This is a genomic window from Micromonospora sp. NPDC050695, from assembly GCF_040654415.1.
Taxonomy (GTDB): Bacteria; Actinomycetota; Actinomycetes; order Mycobacteriales; family Micromonosporaceae; genus Micromonospora.
The window spans coordinates 47,241-70,946 of sequence record NZ_JBFAHZ010000018.1; the positions used below are offsets into that span (position 1 = coordinate 47,241).

At 72.9% G+C, this 23,706-nt stretch carries 25 protein-coding genes; 19 read left to right on the forward strand and 6 right to left on the reverse strand.

The window, feature by feature from the left end; translation table 11 throughout:
• Nucleotides 1-47: 47 nt before the first annotated feature.
• The 4 genes from rfbA (at nucleotide 48) to AB0H52_RS16350 (ending at nucleotide 3,247) form a co-directional block, all read left to right on the forward strand.
• Entirely contained in the window at nucleotides 48-938 is an 891-nt protein-coding gene (rfbA, locus tag AB0H52_RS16335; RefSeq protein ID WP_357948224.1) for a glucose-1-phosphate thymidylyltransferase RfbA, read from the forward strand.
• Nucleotides 935-1,558 (forward strand): dTDP-4-dehydrorhamnose 3,5-epimerase, encoded by a 624-nt coding sequence (gene rfbC / locus AB0H52_RS16340; protein ID WP_151488936.1) that lies wholly within the window; start codon nucleotides 935-937, stop codon nucleotides 1,556-1,558. Before rfbA ends, rfbC begins: the two co-directional genes overlap by 4 nt.
• 68 nt (nucleotides 1,559-1,626) lie before the next feature.
• Nucleotides 1,627-2,985: a Pup--protein ligase gene (gene pafA / locus AB0H52_RS16345; protein ID WP_151488935.1), complete on the forward strand. Its 1,359-nt coding sequence runs from the start codon at nucleotides 1,627-1,629 to the stop codon at nucleotides 2,983-2,985.
• A gap of 67 nt (nucleotides 2,986-3,052) precedes the next feature.
• Nucleotides 3,053-3,247, forward strand: a complete 195-nt coding sequence (locus tag AB0H52_RS16350; protein WP_151488934.1) for a hypothetical protein — start codon at nucleotides 3,053-3,055, stop codon at nucleotides 3,245-3,247.
• Between the two features lie 101 nt (nucleotides 3,248-3,348).
• On the opposite strand, the gene AB0H52_RS16355 is transcribed toward AB0H52_RS16350, so the two are convergent.
• The 3 genes from AB0H52_RS16355 to AB0H52_RS16365 form a co-directional block, all read right to left on the reverse strand.
• Nucleotides 3,349-3,534, reverse strand: coding sequence for a hypothetical protein (locus tag AB0H52_RS16355; protein ID WP_151488933.1), 186 nt, complete (start codon nucleotides 3,532-3,534; stop codon nucleotides 3,349-3,351).
• A gap of 116 nt (nucleotides 3,535-3,650) precedes the next feature.
• On the reverse strand, nucleotides 3,651-4,736 hold the full coding sequence (locus tag AB0H52_RS16360; protein WP_357948229.1) for a DUF3866 family protein: 1,086 nt from the start codon (nucleotides 4,734-4,736) through the stop codon (nucleotides 3,651-3,653).
• A 61-nt stretch (nucleotides 4,737-4,797) separates the two neighbouring features.
• Nucleotides 4,798-5,805: a cation diffusion facilitator family transporter gene (locus tag AB0H52_RS16365; protein ID WP_278122703.1), complete on the reverse strand. Its 1,008-nt coding sequence runs from the start codon at nucleotides 5,803-5,805 to the stop codon at nucleotides 4,798-4,800.
• Nucleotides 5,806-5,934: 129 nt separating this feature from the next.
• On the opposite strand from AB0H52_RS16365, the gene AB0H52_RS16370 reads away from it, so the two are divergent.
• The 6 genes from AB0H52_RS16370 to AB0H52_RS16395 all read left to right on the forward strand — a co-directional run bounded on the left by AB0H52_RS16370 (nucleotide 5,935) and on the right by AB0H52_RS16395 (nucleotide 10,740).
• On the forward strand, nucleotides 5,935-6,933 hold the full coding sequence (locus tag AB0H52_RS16370) for a WYL domain-containing protein (RefSeq protein ID WP_151490693.1): 999 nt from the start codon (nucleotides 5,935-5,937) through the stop codon (nucleotides 6,931-6,933).
• Complete coding sequence (locus tag AB0H52_RS16375; RefSeq protein WP_357948232.1) at nucleotides 6,930-7,970, forward strand: YafY family protein; 1,041 nt, start codon at nucleotides 6,930-6,932, stop codon at nucleotides 7,968-7,970. Before AB0H52_RS16370 ends, AB0H52_RS16375 begins: the two co-directional genes overlap by 4 nt.
• A gap of 10 nt (nucleotides 7,971-7,980) precedes the next feature.
• The gene (locus tag AB0H52_RS16380) at nucleotides 7,981-8,226 is read left to right on the forward strand and encodes a hypothetical protein (RefSeq protein ID WP_151490691.1); all 246 of its coding nucleotides are present in this window, start codon (nucleotides 7,981-7,983) and stop codon (nucleotides 8,224-8,226) included.
• A 172-nt stretch (nucleotides 8,227-8,398) separates the two neighbouring features.
• Complete coding sequence (gene tatA / locus AB0H52_RS16385; protein ID WP_139584298.1) at nucleotides 8,399-8,710, forward strand: Sec-independent protein translocase subunit TatA; 312 nt, start codon at nucleotides 8,399-8,401, stop codon at nucleotides 8,708-8,710.
• Between the two features lie 18 nt (nucleotides 8,711-8,728).
• Nucleotides 8,729-9,679 (forward strand): twin-arginine translocase subunit TatC, encoded by a 951-nt coding sequence (tatC, locus tag AB0H52_RS16390; RefSeq protein ID WP_278122700.1) that lies wholly within the window; start codon nucleotides 8,729-8,731, stop codon nucleotides 9,677-9,679.
• Nucleotides 9,680-9,816: 137 nt separating this feature from the next.
• A complete protein-coding gene (locus tag AB0H52_RS16395) occupies nucleotides 9,817-10,740 on the forward strand; it encodes a diacylglycerol kinase (protein WP_151490689.1) in 924 nt (307 codons plus the stop codon).
• Here AB0H52_RS16395 and AB0H52_RS16400 read toward each other — a convergent pair.
• Nucleotides 10,703-11,614 carry an EamA family transporter gene (locus AB0H52_RS16400; protein ID WP_225854581.1) on the reverse strand — a complete coding sequence of 304 codons (912 nt, stop codon included), beginning with the start codon at nucleotides 11,612-11,614 and terminating at the stop codon, nucleotides 10,703-10,705. The two genes, AB0H52_RS16395 and AB0H52_RS16400, sit on opposite strands and share 38 nt — an antisense overlap.
• Before the next feature lie 134 nt (nucleotides 11,615-11,748).
• Nucleotides 11,749-12,519 carry an HAD-IA family hydrolase gene (locus AB0H52_RS16405; RefSeq protein WP_151490688.1) on the reverse strand — a complete coding sequence of 257 codons (771 nt, stop codon included), beginning with the start codon at nucleotides 12,517-12,519 and terminating at the stop codon, nucleotides 11,749-11,751.
• A gap of 86 nt (nucleotides 12,520-12,605) precedes the next feature.
• Here AB0H52_RS16405 and AB0H52_RS16410 point away from each other — a divergent pair, with 86 nt between their 5' ends.
• From AB0H52_RS16410 to AB0H52_RS16445, 8 genes are all read left to right on the forward strand, one after another.
• On the forward strand, nucleotides 12,606-15,407 hold the full coding sequence (locus tag AB0H52_RS16410) for a DEAD/DEAH box helicase (protein ID WP_357948237.1): 2,802 nt from the start codon (nucleotides 12,606-12,608) through the stop codon (nucleotides 15,405-15,407).
• Nucleotides 15,408-15,572: 165 nt separating this feature from the next.
• Nucleotides 15,573-16,457, forward strand: a complete 885-nt coding sequence (locus tag AB0H52_RS16415; RefSeq protein WP_151490686.1) for an MHYT domain-containing protein — start codon at nucleotides 15,573-15,575, stop codon at nucleotides 16,455-16,457.
• Between the two features lie 109 nt (nucleotides 16,458-16,566).
• On the forward strand, nucleotides 16,567-17,418 hold the full coding sequence (locus tag AB0H52_RS16420; RefSeq protein WP_151490685.1) for a fumarylacetoacetate hydrolase family protein: 852 nt from the start codon (nucleotides 16,567-16,569) through the stop codon (nucleotides 17,416-17,418).
• The gene (locus AB0H52_RS16425; protein WP_151490684.1) at nucleotides 17,415-18,164 is read left to right on the forward strand and encodes an SDR family oxidoreductase; all 750 of its coding nucleotides are present in this window, start codon (nucleotides 17,415-17,417) and stop codon (nucleotides 18,162-18,164) included. Before AB0H52_RS16420 ends, AB0H52_RS16425 begins: the two co-directional genes overlap by 4 nt.
• 19 nt (nucleotides 18,165-18,183) lie before the next feature.
• Entirely contained in the window at nucleotides 18,184-18,933 is a 750-nt protein-coding gene (locus tag AB0H52_RS16430; RefSeq protein ID WP_151490683.1) for a (Fe-S)-binding protein, read from the forward strand.
• 20 nt (nucleotides 18,934-18,953) lie between these two features.
• On the forward strand, nucleotides 18,954-20,375 hold the full coding sequence (locus tag AB0H52_RS16435; protein WP_151490697.1) for a LutB/LldF family L-lactate oxidation iron-sulfur protein: 1,422 nt from the start codon (nucleotides 18,954-18,956) through the stop codon (nucleotides 20,373-20,375).
• Nucleotides 20,372-20,980, forward strand: a complete 609-nt coding sequence (locus tag AB0H52_RS16440) for an LUD domain-containing protein (RefSeq protein WP_192580315.1) — start codon at nucleotides 20,372-20,374, stop codon at nucleotides 20,978-20,980. Before AB0H52_RS16435 ends, AB0H52_RS16440 begins: the two co-directional genes overlap by 4 nt.
• On the forward strand, nucleotides 20,981-21,310 hold the full coding sequence (locus tag AB0H52_RS16445) for an NIPSNAP family protein (protein ID WP_357948243.1): 330 nt from the start codon (nucleotides 20,981-20,983) through the stop codon (nucleotides 21,308-21,310).
• 46 nt (nucleotides 21,311-21,356) lie between these two features.
• On the opposite strand, the gene AB0H52_RS16450 is transcribed toward AB0H52_RS16445, so the two are convergent.
• Nucleotides 21,357-22,550, reverse strand: coding sequence for an endo-1,4-beta-xylanase (locus tag AB0H52_RS16450; protein WP_151490680.1), 1,194 nt, complete (start codon nucleotides 22,548-22,550; stop codon nucleotides 21,357-21,359).
• A 301-nt stretch (nucleotides 22,551-22,851) separates the two neighbouring features.
• On the opposite strand from AB0H52_RS16450, the gene pdxY reads away from it, so the two are divergent.
• Nucleotides 22,852-23,703, forward strand: coding sequence for a pyridoxal kinase PdxY (gene pdxY / locus AB0H52_RS16455; protein ID WP_357948246.1), 852 nt, complete (start codon nucleotides 22,852-22,854; stop codon nucleotides 23,701-23,703).
• The last annotated feature ends 3 nt before the right edge of the window (nucleotides 23,704-23,706 follow it).

The following is a 23,706-nucleotide window of genomic DNA, read 5'->3' on the forward strand; positions in this document are numbered from 1 at the left end:
ACGCGACCCCCACGCACGTTCCGTAGCCGTGCCGGTAGGCTTCCCCGGTGCGTGGAATCCTACTTGCCGGCGGCACCGGATCCCGGCTCTGGCCGATCACCCGGGCGGTCTCGAAGCAGCTGATGCCGGTCTTCGACAAGCCGATGGTCTACTACCCGCTCTCCACCCTGGTGATGTCCGGGGTCCAGGAGATCCTGGTGATCACCACCCCGGAGGATCAGGACCAGTTCCGTCGGCTGCTCGGCGACGGCAGCCAGTTCGGGCTGCGGCTGGACTACGTCACCCAGGAGCGCCCGGAGGGCATCGCGCAGGCGTTCATCCTCGGCGCGGACTTCATCGGCGACGAGTCGGTGGCGTTGATCCTCGGCGACAACATCTTCCACGGCGTGGGTCTGGGCCGGCAGCTCGCCGACCACGGTGACCCCGTCGGCGGGCGGGTCTTCGCCTACCAGGTGGCCAACCCGCAGGAGTACGGCGTGGTCGACTTCGACGCCGACGGTCGGGTGCTCTCGATCGAGGAGAAGCCGGCCCGGCCGAAGTCCCGCTACGCGGTGCCCGGTCTGTACTTCTACGACAACCGGGTGGTCGACATCGCCCGCAAGCTCACCCCGAGCGCCCGGGGCGAGCTGGAGATCACCGCGGTCAACGAGGTGTACCGGGAGACCGGCGAGCTGTCGGTGACCGTGCTGGACCGGGGCACCGCCTGGCTGGACACCGGCACGTTCACCTCGATGATGCAGGCCGCCGAGTTCGTCCGGGTGGTCGAGGAGCGGCAGGGCCTCAAGATCGGCTGCGTCGAGGAGGTGGCCTGGCGGGCCGGCCTGATCGACGACGACCAGCTGCGCGCGCTGGCCGCGCCGCTGACCAAGAGCGGGTACGGCGACTACCTGCTTCGCCTCCTGGACGAGCGCGACGGCAGCCACGGGGTGTCCCGGTGAAGCTGCGGGAGCTGAGCATCGAGGGCGCCTGGGAGATCACCGCGCAGCAGCACGGTGACGCGCGCGGCATGTTCATGGAGTGGTACCGCTTCGACCGGCTCGCCGAGGCGGTGGGGCACCCGCTGCGCCTGGCGCAGGCCAACCTGTCGGTCTCCGCGCGTGGCGTGGTGCGTGGCGTGCACTTCGCCGACGTGCCGCCCGGCCAGGCCAAGTACGTCACGTGTGTGCGTGGCGCGGTCCTCGACGTGATCGTGGACCTGCGGGTGGGCTCGCCGACGTTCGGCCGGTGGGAGGGTGTCCGGCTCGACGACACCGACCGCCGGGCCGTCTACCTCAGCGAGGGCCTGGGGCACGGCTTCTGCGCGCTGACCGACGACGCGACGTTGAGCTACCTCTGCTCGGCCACGTACAACCCGACGGGTGAGCACGCGGTGCACCCGCTGGACGAGGAGTTGGGCATCGAGTGGCCCGCCGACGTCCCGCTGCTGTCGGCGCGCGACGACGCGGCGCCGACCCTCGCCCAGGCCCGCGAGCGGGGCCTGCTGCCGGAGTACGACGCGTGCCGGCGGTTCGTTTCGAGCCTCGGGGCGGACGGAATGTCGCACTCAGCCGGTATGTGACCGCCCCCGAGGCACGACCTGCGGTGTGACAGTGACGAACCGGGCCTCCGGGCGGCTAATGTCACACCATGGAGCGGCGAATCTTCGGCCTCGAGACCGAGTACGGCGTCACCTGCACCTATCGCGGGCAGCGGCGGCTGTCCCCGGACGAGGTCGCGCGGTATCTGTTCCGTCGCGTGGTCTCCTGGGGTCGGTCGAGCAACGTGTTCCTGCGCAATGGGGCCCGGCTCTACCTGGACGTCGGGTCGCACCCGGAGTACGCGACACCGGAGTGCGACTCGGTGACCGACCTGGTCGCCCACGACCGGGCCGGCGAACGGATCCTGGAGGGTCTGCTCGTCGACGCGGAGAAGCGGCTGCACGACGAGGGCATCGCGGGTGAGATCTACCTGTTCAAGAACAACACCGACTCGGCCGGCAACTCGTACGGCTGTCACGAGAACTACCTGGTCTCCCGGCACGGCGAGTTCGGGCGGCTCGCCGACGTGCTCATCCCGTTCCTGGTCACCCGGCAGTTGATCTGCGGGGCCGGCAAGGTTCTGCAGACCCCGCGCGGCGCGGTCTACTGCCTGTCACAGCGGGCCGAGCACATCTGGGAGGGCGTCTCCTCGGCGACCACCCGCAGCCGTCCGATCATCAACACCCGCGACGAGCCGCACGCCGACGCCGAGCGTTACCGGCGGCTGCACGTGATCGTCGGGGACTCCAACATGAACGAGGTCACCACGCTGCTGAAGGTCGGCACCGCCGACATCGTGTTGCGGATGATCGAGGCCGGGGTGGTGATGCGCGACCTGTCCCTGGAGAACCCGATCCGGGCGATCCGGGAGGTGTCGCACGACATCACCGGGCGTCGCAAGGTCCGGTTGGCCTCCGGTAAGGAGGTCAGCGCCCTGGACATCCAGCAGGAGTATCTGTCCAAGGCCACCGAGTTCGTGGAGCGCCGGGGCGGCGACCAGGCCGCCAAGCGGGTCGTCGAGCTGTGGGGCCGGGTGCTCAACGCCGTGGAGAGCGGTGACCTGGAGCCGGTCTCCCGGGAGATCGACTGGGTCAGCAAGCTGCGGCTGATCGAGCGCTACCAGCGCAGGCACGACCTGCCGCTGTCGCACCCCCGGGTCGCGCAGATGGACCTGGCCTACCACGACGTGCGTCGCGGTCGCGGCCTCTACGGTCTGCTGGAGCGGCGCGGCGAGGTCGACCGGGTGGCCACCGACCCGGAGATCTTCGAGGCCAAGGAGACCCCGCCGCAGACCACCCGGGCGCGGCTGCGCGGCGAGTTCATCCGGCACGCCCAGGAGAAGCGGCGGGACTTCACCGTCGACTGGGTGCACCTGAAGCTCAACGACCAGGCGCAGCGCACCGTGCTCTGCAAGGACCCGTTCCGGGCGTACGACGAGCGGGTGGAGCGGTTGATCGCCAGCATGTGACGGGTGTGCCGGCCCCGGCGGTGGTATCCGTCGCCGGGGCCGGCCGGCCCGGTAGGCTGGGCGCGCCATGACGACTTCTGGATCTTCCGACCGCCCCGAGCGCGGCACCGAGCGGCAGAACTGGGTCGAACGCCGGCGGGAGAAGATCCGCGCCGAGATCGACCGTAACCGCCGCGGCGAGTACACCGTGCCGACCTGGGTGCTGGCCCTGGCGCTGGTGCTGATCGTCGGCGGCTGGCTCGCCCTGATCTTCCTGGCCTGACCCCGCGGCGGGTGCCGGTACGCGGTGCGGGCTGCTGCGCGGGACCATCCAGCCCGCACCGGCGTACGCGCCGTCCGTGTCGCGCCGAGCGCTGGCGGACGTCAGGAGTCGAGGCGGCCCCGGACCGTGGGCGTGCGGCGGTGGGTTCCGCCGCCACCCGGGCTGTGGGCGGCCCCGGCCAGCCAGTCCTCGCCGCTCGTGTCGGCGGTCGAAGTGTGCCAGTCTTCGCCGGTGCCGGCCGCGCGACCGGTCGTTGCGGTGCCTGCCCAGATGACGTGTCGTCTCATGGGCACGACGCTAACGTCGACTTGTCAGAAACCCGTGAGGGTCCGGTTGGGATCTGTTGGCGCTGTCACCGTGCCCGCCACGGTCGGCAGCGCCGCGCGGTGGCGACGGACACCGGTCAGGGCAGCAGGGTGACGGCGTGCCGACCGGCCGCGGCGGCGGCCAGGAAGTAGGCGTGGTCGGCGTCGAGGCCACGGCCCATCGTGGACAGCGGCACGGTGCTGGCCCGCAGCGCGGCGTCGAGGCCGCCGGTGGGCACCCGGACGACGCGGTGCCGGGCGGCCAGGGGGGCCAGCGCGGCGTCCACCTCGGCGGCGAGGTCCGGCTCCAGGTCGTCGGGCAGCACCAGGTCCGCCGGGGCGAGCGCGACCCGGCCGTACGCGGTGAGGCTGTGGTGGGACACGCCCCGGTGGCGGGGGCGGGGGTCGGCGGCGGAGATCCGCAGCGATCCGACCGGCCGGCCGCCCAGCGTGGCGACCGCGTTGACGGCCTCGCCGACGGCCACCCCGGAGAAGCCCCACCGGGTGCCGGTGCCCAGGTTGCCGGGCCCCTGGGCGACCACGGCCACGTCCGCGTGCAGCACGTGTCGGGCGGCGAGCAGGCCGCCGTGCAGGGTGGTGGCCTCCAGGTCGCCGCCGAACGCCTGCCCGACGGTGATCGTGCCGGCCAGGTCGCCGCGGAGCCCGGCGAGGGTGCGGGAGAACCAGGCCGGCAGTGCCCCGCCGTCGGTGAGCAGGTACGCCACCCGGGCGTGCGGAGCGTCGGCCCGGATGCCGGCCAGGATCGCCGGCAGGGCCGAGTGCAGGTCGGCGGTGACCACCGGCAGGCCGGCCAGGTCGTCGGCGTCGGCGAGCACGTCGCGGTGCGGCGAGGCCTCCTCGTCGACGCCGAGCAGGATCGGTTGCAGCGGCGTGTACCGGGCCTTCACGAGGTGCCCGGCGTCGCGGGTGTCACCGGCGTCCGGCGGGTCCGGCGGCAACCGGTCCGGCAGGGCCACCACCAGGGCGTAACCGCCGGTGCCCAGCCCCATCAGCAGGGCTCCCGCGTTGAGCAGCACCCGGTCGCCGGGCTCGGGGGTGCCGACCAGTTCCGGGTACGCCAGCGCCCGCATCCGCGTGCCGTCGGGCAGGTCGACGTCCAGTTCCACCGCCCCGGTCCACTGCCGTCGCAGCGTCGCCACCGTCCCCGTACGCCATCGCACCATGACGGGCACGCTAGCCGCGCGTGCCCGGCGGCCCGCGCCCGGGTGCGGGCCGTGGCGTGGTTCAGGTCTGCTCGGGGCCGCCGCCGGCGTCCGGGCTCGGCCGGGCCTGGGTGTGCCGGGCGGTGCCGGTGGCGCCGGGCAGCGAACGGGTGGGGTCGAGGAAGACGAAGCGGATCTCCGGGTACCGCTCGGTGAGTCGCCGCTCGGCCTCGTCGGCGGTGGCCTCGATCTGCGCGCCGGTGGCCTCGTCGCGGAAGTCGACCTTCGCGGCGACCAGGATGTCGTCCGGGCCGAGCTGCATGGTGAGCAGGGTGTCGATGCGTTCCACCTCGGGCAGCTCGGCCAGCTCCCGCTCGATCTCCCGACGCAGCCGCGCCGGGACCGCCCGGCCGACCAGCAGCGACAGGTTGTTGGCGGCCAGGATCCCGGCGACGGTCAGCAGCAGCAGACCGATCAGGATCGACGCGACGCCGTCCCACACCTCGTCGCCGGTGGCGTGCGACAGGCCGACGCCGAGGCCGGCCAGCAGCAGACCGATCAGGGCCGCGCTGTCCTCCAGGAAGACCGCCTTGACGGTGGTGTCGGCGGTCAGCCGCAGGAACCGCCACGGGGTCGTCTCCCAGCGGCGGGACTCGCGACGTACCTGGCGCACCGCCCGGGCCAGCGAGATCGACTCGATGACGAACGACACCCCGAGCACGATGTACGAGATCAGGTAGTCGCCGCTGTGCTCGTGCACCAGGATCGTCGTGACGCCGTGGGTGACGGCGAACCCGGCGCCGGCCACGAAGGTGAACATGGCGGCGAAGAACGCCCAGACGTAGCTCTCCTTGCCGTACCCGAAGGGGTGCCGCTGGTCGGCCGGCCGGGCGCCGCGGCGCAGCGCCTGGAAGAGCAGCACCTCGGTGGTGGTGTCGGCGACCGAGTGCGCCGCCTCGGAGAGCATCGCGGCCGACCCGGAGATCAGTCCGGCGATCAGCTTCGCCACCGCGATGGCGAGGTTCGCGGCGCCCGCGACGACCACGGTGCCGACGCTCTCGCTCTCCGGCCTGGCCTCCGCTTGCGACATGAGAGCCACCCTATGACCGGTGGTGGCGGCGCGCCGCGGTAGTGGCCCGCGACACCACCGATCCGAACAGATGTGCGGCACGCCCGCGCGGGTGCACGGCTCGGGCGCGTCGGCTGCTAGCGTCTACCCGTGTCGCGGACCCGCACCGAACGCCTGGTCAACCTGGTGATCTGCCTGCTGTCCACGCGACGGTTCCTGACCGCCGCGCAGATCGCCGCGACCGTGCCCGGCTACGAGCACGATCCCGACGACGCGCGGGACCACGAGGCGTTCCAGCGCAAGTTCGAACGGGACAAGGCCGAGCTGCGTGAGCTGGGCGTGCCGTTGGAGACCGGGACGGCCAGCGCCTTCGACGCCGAACCGGGCTATCGGATCGCCCACCGTGAGTACGCGCTGCCGGACATCCCCCTGGAACCGGACGAGGCCGCTGCGGTGGGCATCGCCGCCCGCCTGTGGCAGCACGCCGGGCTGGCCGCCGCCGCGTCGTCCGGGCTGGCCAAGCTGCGCGCCGCCGGCGTGGACGTGGACCCGCAGGCCACCCTCGGCCTGGAGCCGATGGTCACCGTCGACCCGGCGTTCGCGCCGCTGACCGCCGCTGCCCGGGACCGCCGCGAGGTCGGCTTCGACTACCGGGTGCCCGACCGCGACGCGCCCAGCCGCCGCCGGCTCCAACCGTGGGGCGTGGTCTGCTGGCGCGGCCGGTGGTACGTGGTCGGCCACGACCTGGACCGCGCGGCGACCCGCTGCTTCCGACTGTCCCGGGTGGTCGGTGCCGTCCGGGTGACCGGCGCGCCCGGCGCCTACCAGCCGCCGGCCGGTGAGGACCTGATCAACCACGTGGCCCGCTGGTCGGGGCCGGTGGAACGGACCGGCCGCGCCACCGTGTTGGCCGTGCCGGGCCGGGCCGCCGGGCTGCGCCGCTGGGCGGTCGAGGTGACCGCCGGGCCCGACGGCGACCGGCTGGTCCTGCCGTACGCCGACCCGGACGGGCTGGCCGGGCACCTCGTCGGGTACGGCCCGGACGTGCGGGTGCTCGACCCGCCGGAGGTCCGCGAGGCGGTCATCCAGCGGCTCAAGGAGATCGCCGTGCGCCACGACGAGCTGACCGTGACCGGAGGTGCCCGGTGACCCGTCCCGCCGCCCGGGGTGGCTCCCGCGCGTCCGCCGACCGGTTGGCCCGACTGCTCAACCTGGTGCCGTACCTGCTGGCCCGGCCGGGCATCGAGATCGCCGAGGCGGCCGGTGACCTGGGTGTCACCGAGCGGCAGCTCCGGGAGGACCTGGAGTTGCTCTGGGTGTGCGGCCTGCCCGGGTACGGCCCCGGTGACCTGATCGACATGGCCTTCGACGGTGACCGGGTGACCATCACCTACGACGCCGGTATCGACCGGCCGCTGCGGCTCACCCCCGACGAGGCCCTCGCGCTCGTGGTGGCGCTGCGGATGCTCGCCGAGACGCCCGGGGTGGCCAACCGGGAGGCCGTCGAGCGGGCCCTCGCCAAGATCGAGGACGCGGGCGACCTGGTGGGCGCGCCGGTGGCGGTCCGGCTGCCCGGGGACAACCGGCGGGTGGAGGCGCTGCGCGCGGCCGTGGAGGGCGGGAAGGCGCTGCGGATCACCTACTACACGGCGGCCCGGGACGAGACCACCGAACGGGTCATCGACCCGCTGCGGGTGCTGATGGTCGGTGGCCGGGCGTACGTGGAGGCGTGGTGTCGACGCGCGGAGGCGGTCCGGCTGTTCCGGGCCGACCGGATCGACGCGATCACCGAGTTGGACGAGTTGGCGACGGTGCCGCCGCAGGCCGTGCCGCACGATCTCACCGAGGGCGTCTTCCGTCCCTCGCCCGACCTGCCGCTGATCACCCTGCGGGTCGGACGGGGTGAGCGGTGGATCACCGAGTACTACCCGTGCGAGCGGGTGGAGGCCGGCGACGGCGACCAGTGGCTCGTCTCGCTGCGGGTGACCGACCTGGGGTGGGCGCGTCGGTTCGTGCTCGGGCTCGGCCCGGAGGTCACCGTGGTGTCCCCGCCCGAGTTGGCCGAGCAGGTCCGGGCGACGGCGGCCGCCGCGCTGGACGCGTACGCGGTGCCCGCGGCCGTCGACCCGGCGGTGCTCGGTGGCGCGCCGTCGGGCGACCCGGCGGTGGCGGGCCGCACCCAGTAGGCTGGCCGCCGTGCTGATCTGGATCGTGCTCGCGGTGGTGCTGCTCCCGCTCGTGGCGCTGGCGCTGGCCGTGCGTCCGGTGCTGACCCGGCTGCCCCGTCTGCGCCGGGCGGCCGTGGCGTTGCAGCGGCGGGCCGCCGAGGCCGACACGCTGCGGGAGTCCGCCGAGGCGTTGCAGGAACGCGCCGAGGGGGTCCAGCGGCAGCTCGACACCGCGCAGCGGCGGCTCGCGGTGATCAAGGCCAAGCGCGGCTGACCGACCGGCGTCGCCGCACCCCACCCGCGGCGGTTGACGGATCATCACGCGTTGGTCGAGACTTCACCGGCCGGGGCGGACCACCACCACCCGGCGGGTGGCAACCGACCGATCCGCACGTACGATGGGCTGCGTACCACCCCCGGACACAGAGCGACTGGAGCTTCTCATGGTGGGTGCCCTCAAGCCGTGGCACATCGCAGTTCTCGTGGTTGTGCTGATCCTGCTCTTCGGTGCGAAGCGGCTTCCTGACGCGGCCCGCTCGCTGGGCCGTTCGCTGCGGATCATCAAGGCCGAGACCAAGAGCCTGCAGGACGACGACCGCGACCTCGCCGAGAAGGCCGACGCGCAGGCCGGCTACCAGCCGCTGCCGCCGCACGCCGGGCAGCAGGCGCCGTACGCCGGTCAGCCGCAGCAGGCTCCGTACCAGGCCCCGCCGCAGCAGCCGGTCGTCGACCCGGTGCACCGCGTCCGCGACAACTGACCGAAGGGCCCGAGTCCCGTGGCCTTCGCACTGCGTAAACGCGGCCCGAGCAGTTTCGAGCGGGCCGCCGACGGTTCGATGACGCTCATCGAGCATGTCCGCGAGCTGCGCAACCGTCTCTTCCGCGCGTCCGTGGCGATCCTGATCGGCTTCGGCCTGGGCGTGTGGCTGGCCAAGCCGGTGCTGCACCTGCTGCAGCAGCCCTACTGTGACCTGCCGCAGGCCCGGATCGTCAACGGCAAGTGTGAGTTCGTGCAGCTCGGCCCGGCCGACCTGTTCCTGCTCAACCTGAAGGTCGCGCTCTGGGTCGGCCTGATCGTGGCCGCGCCGGTGTGGCTCTACCAGCTCTGGGCGTTCATCGCGCCCGGGTTGCACCGGCACGAGCGGCGCTACGCGTACTTCTTCACCGCCCTGGCCGCGCCGCTGTTCGCGGCCGGTGCGGTGCTGGCGTACTTCGTCACGGCCAAGGGCCTGGAGTTCCTGCTCAGCATCTCGGACAGCGAGATCAGCACGACACTGGAGATCACCAAGTACATCTCCTTCGTCACCAACCTGATCCTGCTGTTCGGTGTGGCCTTCGAGTTCCCGTTGATCGTGCTGATGCTCAACTTCGTGGGCATCGCCAGCGCGAAGCGGCTGCTCAGCTGGTGGCGTGTGGCGATCTTCGTGTTCTTCGCGTTCTCCGCCGTGGTCACCCCCACCCCGGACCCGTTCGGGATGACCGCCCTGGCGATCTGCCTGTCCGCGCTCTACTTCGGTGCGGTGGGCATCGCCTTCATCAACGACCGGCGGCGCGGGCGTGGCAAGGAGATCTACGCCGGCATCGACGACGACGAGGTGTCGCCGTTGGAGTACGACGCGGATCCGGTCGTGGCCGGGCAGCGGGTCGACGCGTCCGCGCCGATCGGTGCGCCCGAGCCGATCGCGAAGCCAGCGCCGATCGAGCGTCGTTACGACGACATGACCTGACGGCTGCGCGCCGCCCGGTTCGCCGACGCCGTCCCCGTTGTCCGGGGGCGGCGTCGGCGCGTCACCCGCCGCGCCGGCGCCGGGACCGGCCGTGACGGTGCCTGCCCCCGGTGAACGGTGGGTGTCCGACCGGTACGGTGCTGCCCGTGACCGCAGACGATCACCTGCCCGGCCCGGTCGCCGTGCTCACCAACCCGACCGCGGGGCGGGGACGCCACCGCGCCGTGCTGCCCCGGCTGCTGGACGGGTTGGCCGCCGCCGGCCGGCCGGTCCGGCTGCTGTCGGCGTCCAGTCCCGCCGAGGCGGAGGCGGCGTGCCGTGCCGCGGTCGCCGAGGGCGCCGGTGCGCTCGTCGCGATCGGCGGGGACGGGACCGTGCATCGCGCGTTGCAGGCGGTCGCGGGCACCGGCGTGCCGTTCGGGCCGGTGCCGGCGGGCACCGGCAACGACTTCGCGCTGGACACCAGCTTTCCCGCCGATCCGCTCGCCGCGGTGGCGGTCATCGCCGACGCGCTGCGTGCCGGCCGGACCCACGTGGTGGACCTGGCCCGGATGACCGGCGCCGACGGCGTCGAACGCTGGTACGGGGCGGTCCTCGCGGCCGGGTTCGACGCGATCGTCAACGAGCGGGCCAACCGGATGCGCTGGCCGCGCGGCCCCCGCCGGTACGACCTGGCGATCGTGGTCGAGCTGGCCCGGCTGCGGCCCCGCCGCTACACGCTGCGCCTCGACGGGGTGCCGCACGAGCTGGACGCGGTGCTGGTGGCGGTGGGCAACTGCCCCACCTACGGCGGTGGGATGCGCATCTGCCCCGACGCCGACCCGACCGACGGGCTGCTGGACGTGGTGGTGGCGGGCCGGGTCAACCGGCGGACCCTGATCCGGGTGAAGCCGCGCATCTACCAGGGCACCCACGTCAGCCACCCGTTGGTGACCAGCTACCGGGCCCGCACCGTGGAGCTGGCCGGCGAGGGCATCACCACGTACGCCGACGGGGAACGCTCCCTGAAGCTGCCGGTGACGATCAGCGCCGTGCCGGGCGCCCTGAAGCTGCTGCGCTGACCCGCACCGCGCCGATGCTCGCCACGATGACCAGCACGATGGCGGCGCACTCCAGCAGGGTCAACGCCTGACGCAGCACCAGCCACCCGGCGAGCGTGGCGATGGCCGGGCCGAGGCTCATCAGCACCGCGAAGGTGGCGGTGGGCATCCGGCGCAGCGCCAGCAGCTCCAGCGTGTACGGCAGGCCGGAGGCGAGCACCGCGAGGGCCGTACCGAGTGCCAGGACCGGCGGGTCGAGCAGTACCGCGCCGCCGTCGACGATGCCCAGCGGCAGGGTCACCAGCGCGGCGACGGTCAGCGCCAGGGCCAGCCCGTCCGCGCCCGGGAACCGGCCGCCGACCCGGGCGCTCAGCACGATGTACGCGGCCCACATCGCGCCCGCGCCGAACGCGAACGCCACCCCGGCCGGGTTGAGCCGGTCGAAGCCGCCCTGCCCGAGCAGCGCCACCCCGGCCAGGGCGAGACCCGCCCAGCACCAGCTGACCAGCCGGCGGGCCGTGCACACCGACAGCGCCAGCGGCCCCAGCACCTCCAGGGTGACCGCCGGACCGAGCGGGATGCGTTCGATGGCCTGGTAGAACAGCGAGTTCATGCCGGCCAGCGCCAACCCGAAGCCGCCCGCCGCCAGCCAGGCCGACCGGTCGTGCCCGCGTAGTCGGGGCCGGCACACGACGAGCAGCAGCATCGCCGAGATCGTCAGCCGCAGGGTCACCGCGCCGGCCACCCCGGTACGCGGGAAGATCAGCGCGGCCACGGCGGAGCCGAACTGCACCGACAGCGCCCCGCCGAGCACCAGCCCCACGGCGGCGACGCCACCACGGCGCTGCAGAGGCGCGTCGGCCGGTCGCGGTGTGGGCAGCAGGGTGTCGGTCACGGGCACGACGCTAGGCGGTCGCCGTCGCCCACCTTCCGGCGGTGTCCACCATCCTGACGGCGGAGGGCGGCCGGTACGGCGACGGCGAGCTACCGGTGAGCCGCATGCCCGTCCGACGGCACCGCAGCCGCGGGTCAGGCGGGCAGGGCCAGGTCCAGGACGGCGCCGAGCCCGTTCTCCCGACCCGGGTCGGCGGCCGGGAGCACCAGCACCGCGCAGCCGGCGGCGACCGCGCCCGCGTCCGCCGGGGTGTCGCCGACCATCAGCGTCTGCTCGGGGTCGACGCCCAGCATCCCGCAGGCACGCCAGAAGATCGCCGGGTCGGGTTTGCAGCGCCCCACCTCGTACGACAGCACGAACGCGTCGACCAGGTCGGTCAGGCCCCAGGCGTCGAAGTGTGGCCGCAGGTCGAAGCCGATGTTGCTGACCACCGCCACCCGCACCCCGGCGTCACGCAGCGCGGCCAACGTGGGGGCGGTGTCCGGGTACGGCAGCCAACCCTCGGCGATCAGCAGCCGCTCGTAGAGAGCGTCGGCGAAGCCCTCGATGCCCGCGTCGACGGTCTCCGCGAGACCGGTGTACGCGCCCCGGTGGGCGTGCGGGTAGAGATCCCGGTCGGCCCACAGCTCGGCCAGCCGGGGCGGCACCCGCGCCGGCAGTGGCCCTCCGGCGCGCCCGGCGGTCAGCAGCCGGTCGGCCAGCGAGGTGGCCCGGACCCGGTCCAGGGTGACCCCACAGGCCGCCGCGGCCTCCAGCACCCACTGCCGGGGCTCCTCGACCTGGGCGAGGGTGCCGTGGAAGTCGAAGAGCACCGCCTTGACGGGCCGTCGGGACGCCCGCGGGGCGGCCGCGGCCTCGGCGCTGCCCGGCGCAGGGGTCTGGGGCGGTTCGGCATGGTCCGGCACGCCGTGCACCCTACCGACCCCCGCCGACGACCCCTCCGGACGGCCTTGTGGGGTGTCCTGTCCTGGCACGCACTAATCTTGGTGCCATGTCGAGCCCCGCCGAGCGGTACTCAGCGGCGCGCCGCCGAGCCGCGCAGGCCGCACAGCTCCCGGCGCTGGACGAGTTCGCCCTTGACCTGGGGTTTGACCTCGATGACTTCCAGCGGGAGGCGTGCCAGTCGCTGGAGCGGGGCAGCGGCGTTCTGGTGTGCGCCCCGACCGGAGCCGGCAAGACCGTGGTGGGCGAGTTCGCCGTACACCTGGCTCTGCGCGGGCGGCCCGGCGACCCGGCGGCGGCCGACGACGCGGCGACGCCGCCGACCCGGCGCAAGTGCTTCTACACCACGCCGATCAAGGCGCTGTCCAACCAGAAGTACCACGACCTGGTCGCCCGGTACGGCGCCGAGCAGGTCGGCCTGCTCACCGGTGACAACGCGATCAACGGCGACGCGCCGGTGGTGGTGATGACCACCGAGGTGCTGCGCAACATGCTCTACGCGGGCTCCAGCACCCTGCAGGGGCTGGCGTACGTGGTGATGGACGAGGTGCACTACCTGGCCGACCGGTTCCGCGGCGGCGTGTGGGAAGAGGTGATCATCCACCTGCCCGCCTCGGTCACTTTGGTCTCGCTGTCGGCGACCGTCTCCAACGCGGAGGAGTTCGCCGACTGGCTGGTCACCGTGCGCGGCGAGACCGCCGTGGTGGTCAGCGAGCACCGGCCGGTGCCGCTGTGGCAGCACATGCTGGTCGGCAAGCGGATGTTCGACCTGTTCCACGACGCCGACGCGGCCCGCAAGCACGACGTGCACCCGGAGCTGCTGCGCTACACCCGCGACCAGATGCGCCGCCTGGAGCTGGGGGAGGGCCGCAGCGCCGGGCCGGGCTCCGGTCGGCGCGGCCCCCGGTGGCGCGGCCCGATGCGCCCCGACATCGTCGACCGGCTGGACCGGGAGGGTCTGCTGCCGGCGATCCTGTTCATCTTCAGCCGGGCCGGCTGCGCCGCCGCGGTGCAGCAGTGCCTGGCCGCCGGCCTGCGGCTCACCTCGCCCGACGAACGCGCCGAGATCCGCCGGGTCGTCGAGTCCCGGGTCACCGCCATCCCCGGCGAGGACCTGTCGGTGCTGGGCTACTGGGAGTGGCTCGACGGCCTCGAGCGCGGTCTGGCCGCCCACCACGCCGGCATGCTGCCGGTGTTCAAGGAGGTCGTCGAGGAGCTGTTCGTCCGCGGTCTGGTCAAGGCGGTCTTCGCCACCGAGACCCTCGCGTTGGGCATCAACATGCCGGCGCGCTGCGTGGTGCTGGAACGCCTCGTGAAATACAACGGCGAGGCGCACGTCGACCTGACCCCGGGGGAGTACACGCAGCTCACCGGTCGGGCCGGCCGGCGGGGCATCGACGTCGAGGGGCACGCCGTCGTGGTGTGGTCCCCGGAGACCGACCCGCGGCACGTGGCCGGGCTCGCCTCCACCCGCACCTACCCGCTGCGCTCCAGCTTCCGGCCCTCGTACAACATGGCGGTGAACCTCGTCGGCACGGTCGGCGCGGAACCCGCCCGGGCGTTGCTGGAGTCGTCGTTCGCCCAGTTCCAGGCGGACCGGTCGGTGGTCGGCCTGGCGCGGCAGGTGCAGCGCAACACCGAGACCATCGAGGCGTACGGCGCGGAGGCCGCCTGCCACCACGGCGACTTCGACGAGTACTTCGCGCTGCGGGTGGCGATCGCCGACCGGGAGAAGGCCATCGCCCGGCAGGGGCAGACGCAGCGCAAGGCCGCCGCCGTGGCGTCGTTGGAGCGGCTACGCGTCGGCGACGTGATCCGGGTGCCGTCCGGCCGCCGCGCCGGCCTGGCCGTCGTGCTGGACCCGGCCACCGGCGGGTTCGGTGAACCCCGGCCGCTGGTGCTCACCCAGGACCGCTGGGCGGGTCGGGTCAGCCCCGGCGACTTCACCACCCCGGCCGAGGTGCTGGCCCGCATCCGGGTGCCCAAGCACTTCAACCACCGGTCGCCGGGTGCCCGCCGGGATCTGGCCGCCGAGGTCAGCGGCACCGGCCTGGACCGGCACGGTGGCCGCCGGGGCGGCCGTTCCCGGCAGGTGGCCGGCGAGGACCACCGGCTCACCCAACTGCGCGGTGAGCTGCGCCGCCACCCCTGTCACGCCTGCCCGGAGCGGGAGGAGCACGCCCGGTGGGCGGAGCGACGCCGACGGCTGGAGCGCGACACCGAGGAGCTGCGCGAGCGGGTCTCCGGGCGTACCGGGTCGCTCGCTCGCACGTTCGACCGGATCGTCGCGTTGCTGACCGACCGTGGCTACCTCGCCGGCGACGGTGCGGTGACCGACGCCGGCCGGATGCTGGGGCGGATCTGGACGGAGGCGGACCTGCTGGTCGCCGAGTGCCTGCGCCGGGGCGTGTGGGACGGCCTCTCCCCGGCTGAACTGGCCGCCGCGGTGTCCGTGGTGGTCTTCGAGGCGCGCCGCGACGTCGACGAGCGCGCGTCGTTGCCGCGTGGCCCGGTGGCCGACGCGGTCGACGAGACGCTGAAGCTGTGGGGCGAGATCGAGGCCGACGAGGCGGCCCGGGGCCTGACCGCGACCCGCGAACCGGATCTCGGTTTCGCCTGGCCGGTCTTCCGGTGGGCGCGGGGTGAGGCGCTGGCCAAGGTGCTCGGCAGCGGGCACGAGATCGACGGCGAGATGCCGGCCGGTGACTTCGTCCGCTGGGCGCGGCAGGTGGTCGACCTGCTCGGTCAGCTTTCCGACTCCGGGGGCGCGTCGCCGGAGCTGCGCTCCACCGCCCGGCAGGCGATAGCGGCCATCAACCGGGGTGTACTGGCGTACCACACCTCCGCCTGATCATCACTTTCGGTCAACGCCGCTATCGAATCGACGCATCGGACGGTCACCGCGACGGCACCCCCCGGATAGCCCGGGGGGCGCTGTTGCGGCTGCTCGGAGCACCCCTGATCATGGCCCGAGCGCCGTGTTTACGCGCCGGTAACGAATGGGGAGAAGACCGCCGTGGCGGAGATCAATCACTTTGAGTACGGGTGGATCACGCCCGCGCTGAGCTACGCGCTGTCCGTGCTCGGGTCGATCCTGGGGCTGGTCTGCGCCGGGCGCATCCGTACGGCCCGCACCGCCGGGCAGCGCGCCTGGTGGGGCCTGCTGGCCGCCTGGGCGCTCGGCGGCACCGCCATCTGGGCCATGCACTTCATGGCCATGCTCGGCTTCGCCGTCGACGGCACCCGGATCCGCTACGACGTGCCGCTCACCGCCGCCAGCACCGCCATCGCCGTGGTCGCGGTCGGCATCGGCCTGGCCATCGTCGGCACCGGCCGCCTGAACCCGGCACGGCTGATCGCCGGCGGCATCTTCACCGGCGCCGGCGTCGCCGCCATGCACTACACCGGCATGGCGGCGATGCGCCTCAACGGCGACCTCGGCTACGACACCACCCGGGTCGTGCTCTCGGTGGTCATCGCGGTCGTGGCGGCCACCGTCGCGCTGTGGCTCGCGATGACCGTCCGCCGCGCGGTGGCCATCTTCGGCTCCGCGCTGGTGATGGGCGTCGCCGTGAACGGCATGCACTTCACCGGCATGAGCGCGGTCTCGGTGCACCAGCACGAGACCCGTGGTGCGGTGACCGGCGCCAGCGTGGGCGCGCTGCTGGTGCCGATCGTCCTCGCGGTGATTTTCGGGGTGGTCGGTCTGCTCTACGCGCTGCTCGCCGCCCCCACCGACGACGACCGGGCCGCCGCCGCGTACCTGGACGCACGGCGGTTGCCCGAGCCGGCCCCGGCGGCACCCACCGCGGCACCGGACCCGGTCGGGCTGCGTGCCCGCTCCACCCTCGGCCAGCCCGGCACTCCGTTCCCGTCCCGGCGGGACAACCCGCCCCGGTAGGCGATCCCGGCGTCAGGTCTCCCGCTCTGCCATCCGCAGGTGGTGTCGGTGTTGAATGTGAGAGCCGCTCGACAGCGGCTCGGCACCGGCAACCACAGAGGAGACAGAGTTGAACTTTCTGCGCCTCGGCCCGGCCGGTCGGGAGATCCCGGTCGTCCAGCGTGACGGTACGACCTTCGACCTGCGCACCCTCACCGCCGATCTGGACGGGGCGTTCTGGTCGTCGGACGGGATCGCGCGTACCCGGGCCGCGCTCGACCGCGGCGAGTTGGTCGAGCTGCCCGACGCGGACACACTGCGGGTTGGGGCGCCCATCGCGCGCCCCAACAAGATCGTCTGCATTGGACTGAACTACCGTGACCACGCCGCGGAGACGGGTGCGCCGCTCCCCGCCGAGCCGGTGGTCTTCATGAAGGACCCGATGACGATGGTCGGGCCGTTCGACGACGTCCACGTCCCGCGCGGCTCGACGCAGACCGACTGGGAGGTCGAACTCGCGGTCGTCATCGGTACGACCGTTCGCTACGCCGGGTCCCCGGAGCACGCTTTGCGGCACGTCGCCGGGTACGCGGTGTCGCACGACGTCTCGGAGCGTGGTTTCCAGCTTGAGCGCGGCGGTCAGTGGGACAAGGGCAAGAGCTGCGAGACGTTCAACCCGCTGGGGCCGTGCCTCGTGCCGGCGGACGAGGTGGACGATCCGCAGGCGCTGTCGCTGCGGTTGTGGGTCAACGGGCTGCTCCGCCAGGACGGCACGACCAAGGACATGATCTTTCCGGTCGCGCACGTCGTCTGGTATCTCAGCCAGTTCATGGTCCTGTATCCCGGCGACGTGATCAACACGGGGACGCCGGCCGGGGTGGCACTCGGGCTGCCGGATCATCCGTACCTGCGCGCCGGTGACGTGGTGGAGCTGGAGATCACCGGCCTGGGGCGGGCGCGCCAGACGCTGGTGGCGGCATGAGCGGGGAGTTCGCCGGGCTGAGCGCGATCGTCACGGGTGGCTCGTCCGGCATCGGTCGCGCCACCGCCGAGGAGCTGCGCGCCCGGGGTGCCCGGGTGGCCGTCCTCGACCTCGACCCGAGCGGGCTCGCCGAGGACATCGCCGGCTTCGCCGCCGACGTGGCGAGCCGTCCGTCGGTGGCGACGGCGGTTGCCGCGGCCGCCGACGCGCTCGGCGGCATCGACGTGGTGGTCAACAACGCCGGGGTCGGAGCGACCGGCACCGTCGTCGACAACAGCGACGACGAGTGGCACCGCGTGCTCGACGTCAACGTGGTCGGCATGGCGAGAGTCGTCGGCGAGGCCCTGCCGTGGCTGCGCCGCTCCGAGCACGCGTCGGTCGTCAACGTCTCGTCCATCGCCGCGCTCAACGGCCTGCCGGGGCGGGCGCTCTACTCGGCCAGCAAGGGTGCGGTGCTGTCGCTGACCCTCGCCATGGCCACCGACCACGTCCGCGAGGGCATCCGGGTCAACTGCGTGTGCCCCGGTACGGCGGACACACCGTGGGTCGGGCGTCTGCTGGCGCAGGCGGAGGATCCGGCCGCCGAGCGGGTGGCGCTGCGGGCCCGCCAGCCGATCGGACGCCTGGTGACGCCGGAGGAGGTCGCGAACGCGATCGTCTACCTCGCGTCGCCGAGGGCGGGTTCCACCACGGGTACGGTGTTGGACGTCGACGGTGGAGTCACCCACCTGCGGGTGCGGCCGTGACGACGGTCGGGGGTGTGCCGTGCGGATCGCGCTGTTCGTGACCTGCCTGGCCGACACCATGTTCCCGCAGGCGGCGACGTCGACGGTGCGCCTGCTGGAACGGCTGGGCCACGAGGTGGTCTTTCCGCCGGGGCAGACCTGTTGCGGGCAGATGCACACCAACACCGGCTACCGGTCCGACGCGGTGCCGTTGGTGCGCCGGCACGTACGGGTCTTCGACCCGTACGACGTGATCGTCGCGCCGTCGGGCTCGTGCGTGGGGGCGGTGCGGCATCAGCACGCGATGGTGGCCCGGCACGCCGGCGACCGGGCGTTGACCAGTCGGGCCGAGTCGGTGGCGGCGCGCACCTACGAGTTGTCCGAGCTGCTGGTCGACGTGCTCGGGGTGACGGACGTCGGCGCGTACTACCCGCACCGGGTGACGTACCACCCGACCTGCCACTCGTTGCGGATGCTGCGGGTCGCCGACCGGCCGCGGACGCTGCTGGCGGCGGTGCGCGGCCTCGACCTGGTCGAGTTGCCGGCCGCGGAGCAGTGCTGCGGGTTCGGCGGCACGTTCGCCGTGAAGAACGCGGAGACCTCCACGGCGATGCTGGCGGACAAGATGCGCCACGTGCTCTCCACCGGCGCCGATGTGTGCACCGCCGGCGACGCCTCCTGTCTCCTGCACATCGGCGGCGGGTTGTCCCGGCTGCGGACCGGCGTGCGGACGGTGCACCTCGCCGAGATCCTGGCCTCGACCGAGCAGGAATCGGCGGTGCGACGGTGACCCGCCGGACGTTCCTCGGTATGCCGACGACCGCCCCGCCCGGCGTGGGGCACCTGCGCGGCGACGAGTCGTTCCCGGCGGCCGCGCGACGCAGCCTGACCGACCCGCAACTGCGGCGCAACCTCCGGCACGCGACGACCACGATCCGCGCCAAGTCCGCCGGCGTGATCGCGGAACAGTCGGACTGGGAGCAGTTGCGGGCGGCCGGCGCGGCGATCAAGGCCGACACCCTGCACCGGCTGCCGGAGCTGCTCGAACAGCTCGAGGCGAGGGTCACCGAGGCCGGTGGGGTGGTGCACTGGGCGGCGGACGCGGTGCAGGCCAACGCCATCGTGACCGACCTCGTCCGGACGGCCGGCGCGGACCGCGTCATCAAGGTCAAGTCGATGGCCACCCAGGAGATCGGCCTCAACGAGGCACTGCACGCCGCCGGCGTCACCGCCGTCGAGACCGACCTGGCGGAGCTGATCGTGCAGCTCGGCGACGACCGGCCGAGCCACATCCTGGTTCCCGCGATCCACCGCAACCGGGCCGAGATCCGGGAGATCTTCCTGCGCGAGATGCCTGGCGTCGACCCGGAGCTGACCGCCGATCCGGCGGCCCTCGCCGCCGCCGCGCGCCGCTTTCTGCGGGAGACGTTCCTGAGTACGCCCGTCGCGGTGTCCGGGGCGAACTTCGCCGTCGCCGAGACCGGCACCCTGGCCGTGGTGGAGTCCGAGGGCAACGGGCGGATGTGCCTCACCCTGCCCCGAACGTTGATCACGGTGATGGGCGTGGAGAAGGTCGTGCCGACCTGGCGGGACCTGGAGGTGTTCCTCCAACTGCTGCCCAGGGCGTCGACGGGGGAGCGGATGAACCCGTACACGTCGATGTGGACCGGGGTCACCCCGGGCGACGGGCCGCAGGCGTTCCACCTGGTCCTGTTGGACAACGGGCGCAGCGCGGTGCTCGCCGACGAGGTCGGGCGGCAGGCGTTGCGGTGCATCCGCTGCTCGGCCTGCCTCAACGTGTGCCCGGTGTACGAGCGTGCCGGTGGGCACGCGTACGGGTCGGTGTATCCGGGGCCGATCGGTGCCGTGCTGTCGCCCCAGCTCACCGGCATCGACGACAACGCCTCCCTGCCGTACGCGTCGACGCTGTGCGGTGCCTGCTACGACGCCTGCCCTGTGAAGATCAATATTCCGGAGGTGCTGGTGCACCTGCGTGCCGAGGCGGTCGACGCGCGTCGCCGGCCCACCGCCGAGTCGATCGCGATGGCCGCCGCCGCGTACACGATGGATCATCCCCGGCTGTACGAGGCCGCGCAGCGCGCCGCCCGCATGAGCCGGGTCGCCGGCCGGCGCGGACGGGGTCTGCCGCCGCCGTTGAACGGCTGGACCGGCAGCCGGGACCTGCCGGAGCCGCCGGCGCAGACGTTCCGCGAGTGGTGGGCCGACCGATGAGCGCCCGGGATCTCGTCCTCGGCCGACTGCGGGCCGCACTCGCCTCCGGCGCCCATGCCCCGGTCGAGGTGCCGCGCGACTACCGGCACACCGGCACACTCGACCTCGACCAGCTGGTGGAGCGGCTGACCGACTACCGGGCGCACGTGCACCGGGTCGTCGAGGCCGCCGTCGCCGACACGATCGCCGACATCCTGCCGGCCGGTGGCACCGTCGTCGTACCCCCGGGTCTGCCCCCGGCCTGGCTGCCGCCGACGGTGACCGCCCTGCCCGACGACGGCCTCGACAACATGCGGATCGGCGCCGCGGACGCCGTCGTCACCGGCGCCGCCGTCGCCGTCGCCCAGACCGGCACGGTCGTCCTCGACGGCTCGCCCGACCAGGGGCGGCGGGTGCTCAGTCTGCTGCCGGACCGGCACGTGTGCGTGCTCCGGGCCGACCAGGTGGTGGCCACCGTGCCGGAAGCGCTCGCCCGGCTGACGCCGCACCGTCCACTGACCTGGATCAGCGGTCCCTCGGCCACCAGCGACATCGAACTGATCCGGGTGGAGGGTGTGCACGGCCCGCGCCAGCTGCACGTCATCCTGCTGCCCTATCGTGAATGAATGATCACGTGCGTCGTGCACTACACCATCGACCCGGCGCAGATCGAGGCGTTCGAGCGTTTCGCCCGCGCGTGGATGGAGCTCGTGGCCCGGCACAGTGGTGTGCACCACGGCTACTTCCTGCCGGCCGAGGGCGCCAGCGACCGGGCCGAGGCGCTGTTCAGCTTCGAGAGCCTGGCGGCGTACGAGCGGTACCGGGTCCGTTTCGGCAGCGACCCGGATTTCGTGGCGGCGGACCGCATCCGCGACGAGTCGGGCTGTGTGCTGCGCTACGAACGAACCTTCATGCGTCCACTCCTGCCGGACGACGGAGCGGCCGCCGCGCGCTGACGCGGACCGTGCGGGGAAGGGTGGACCCCGCACGGTCCGTGTCAGCTCAGCGGCGCGGCCTGGGCGTGCCGCGGGGCAGGACGTACGGCGGCCCGGCGACGATCAGGTCGGACTTCAGCTCCTGGTACGCCCGCTTGGGCTGGTAGTTCTCGTCATAGATGGTGGCCAGACCCTCCGGGGGGTCGTTGAACCAGTCCGGCACCCACGAGTACCTGTCGGTGAAACCCCAGACGGTGTACGACAGGCAGCTCCGTACGGCGAGGCACGCCTTCATCAGCACGCTGAAGTTGGCGGCCGACGCCTGCAGACGGGGGTTGATCTCGTTCGCGTCGCCGGCCTGGACCGCCTCGGTCATCTGGCTGCGGACGTCCACCTCGGTGAACGCCGTGGCGAGGCCCAGCGCGGCGAACCTCTTCAGCGCGGCGGTCACCTGGAGGGTGTCGAAGTTGCCGTACTGGGTGCCGAGGTGGCCCTGTGAGCCCACGCCGTCGATCGGGACGCCCTGCCGGAGCAGGTCTCTGGCCATGTCGTACACGAACTGCGTCTTGTCGTCGGCGGGGTTGCCGGAGCCGAACGTCTCGATGTTGTAGTCGTTGTAGAACAGCAGCGCCTTCGGGTCGGCGGCGCGCGCCCAGCGGAACGCGTCGGCGATGTAGCCGGGGCCCAGGTTCTGCGCCCAGAAACCCTTGTAGTGCAGCGTGGACGGGGTGTCCCACGGGTCGCTGACCGCCTCGTTGACCACGTCCCACTGCCAGATCTTGCCCTTGTAGCGGTTGACGACCGTGGTGATGTGCTTGCGGAGCAGCTCGCGGAGCTCCTGCTTGCTGATGGAGCCGTCGGCGACGCCGCTGGTCAGCCAGGTGGGCAACTGGTTGTGCCAGACGAGCACGTGACCGCGCACGCTCTGCCGGTTGCGTTTGGCGAACTCGACGAGCTGGTCGGCCTCGGCCCAGTTGTAGGTGCCGCGGGTGGGCTCCAGGCTCTCCCACTTCATCGCGTTCTCCGCGGTGACCGAGGAGAACTCGGTGCTGGCCAGCCGGCGGTACTGCGGGTCGGTGGCGTCGTTGAGGGCCGTGGCGTTCACGGCGGTGCCGATGTGCAGGCCGTGGCGCTGGCCGAGCGTCGCCAGGCTCTGCGTGGTCGGGTCGTACGGCCGGCTCGCGGTGGCCGGCACGGTGTTCAGCGCCGCGACGGTCGCGACGGCGACCACCCCGACGGTGAGCCACTGCCTTGGCTTCATCTGCCTTCCCTTCGACGTTGATCGACAATCTTCGATCATGGGCGCGAGAGTTCGGGTCCGGTGCGGATGTGCGGGGCCGGTGCCGGTCGTTCCGGAGCGGGGCCGGAAACGTGCCCGAAACGTTAAGCCGATCGATGTCCGGCGTCAACCGTGGAAATTTTCGGAAATACGTCCGATGACCTGCGATCCGGTCGGGTGGAGCGCGACCGAAAGTTTCGGCGGCGGAGGGCGCGGTGTGGGCCAGCGGACAGAATCGCCGGGCAGGACGCGGGGCACTGACGGGACCGGCCATGATGGTCCGGTGAAGATCCTGTCCATCCAGTCGTCGGTCGCCTACGGCCACGTCGGCAACTCCGCCGCCGCATTCCCCCTGCAACGGCTGGGGCACGAGGTCTGGCCGGTCCTGACCGTGCACTTCTCCAACCACACCGGGTACGGCGCGTGGCGCGGGCCGCTGCTGGATCCGGCCCAGGTGGCCGAGGTGATCGCGGGGATCGCGGACCGGGGGGTCCTCGGCAGCGCCGACGCGGTGCTGTCGGGCTACCAGGGCGACCCGGCGATGGGCGCGGTGATCCTCGACGCGGTGGACACCGTCAAGGCGGCCAACCCGGACGCCGTGTACTGCTGCGACCCGGTGCTGGGCGACGTCGGCCGGGGCATGTTCGTCCGCCCGGGCATCCCGGAGTACATGCGCGACGTCGTGGTCCCGCGCGCGGACATCATCACCCCGAACCACTTCGAGTTGGACTTCCTCGCCGGCCGCGCGACCACCACCCTGGCCGAGGTGCTGGACGCGGTCGACGCGGTACGCGCGACCGGGCCACGGCACGTGCTGGTGACCAGCGTGTTGCACGCCGACGTGCCGGCGGGATCACTGGAGGTGGTGGCCGTCTCGGACGACGGCGCCTGGTCGGTGACCACGCCCCTGCTGCCGATCAACCCGAACGGTGGCGGCGACGTCACCGCGGCGCTCTACCTCGCGCACCTGTGCACGACGGGTTCGCCCGCGACGGCGCTGGAACGCACCGTCTCCTCCGTCTTCGCCGTCCTGGAGGCCACCCTCGCGGCGGGCACCCGGGAGATCCAGCTCATCGCTGCCCAGGACGAGATCGCCGCGCCGCCGGCGCGGTTCGCCGCCCGGCGACTGCGCTGAGGC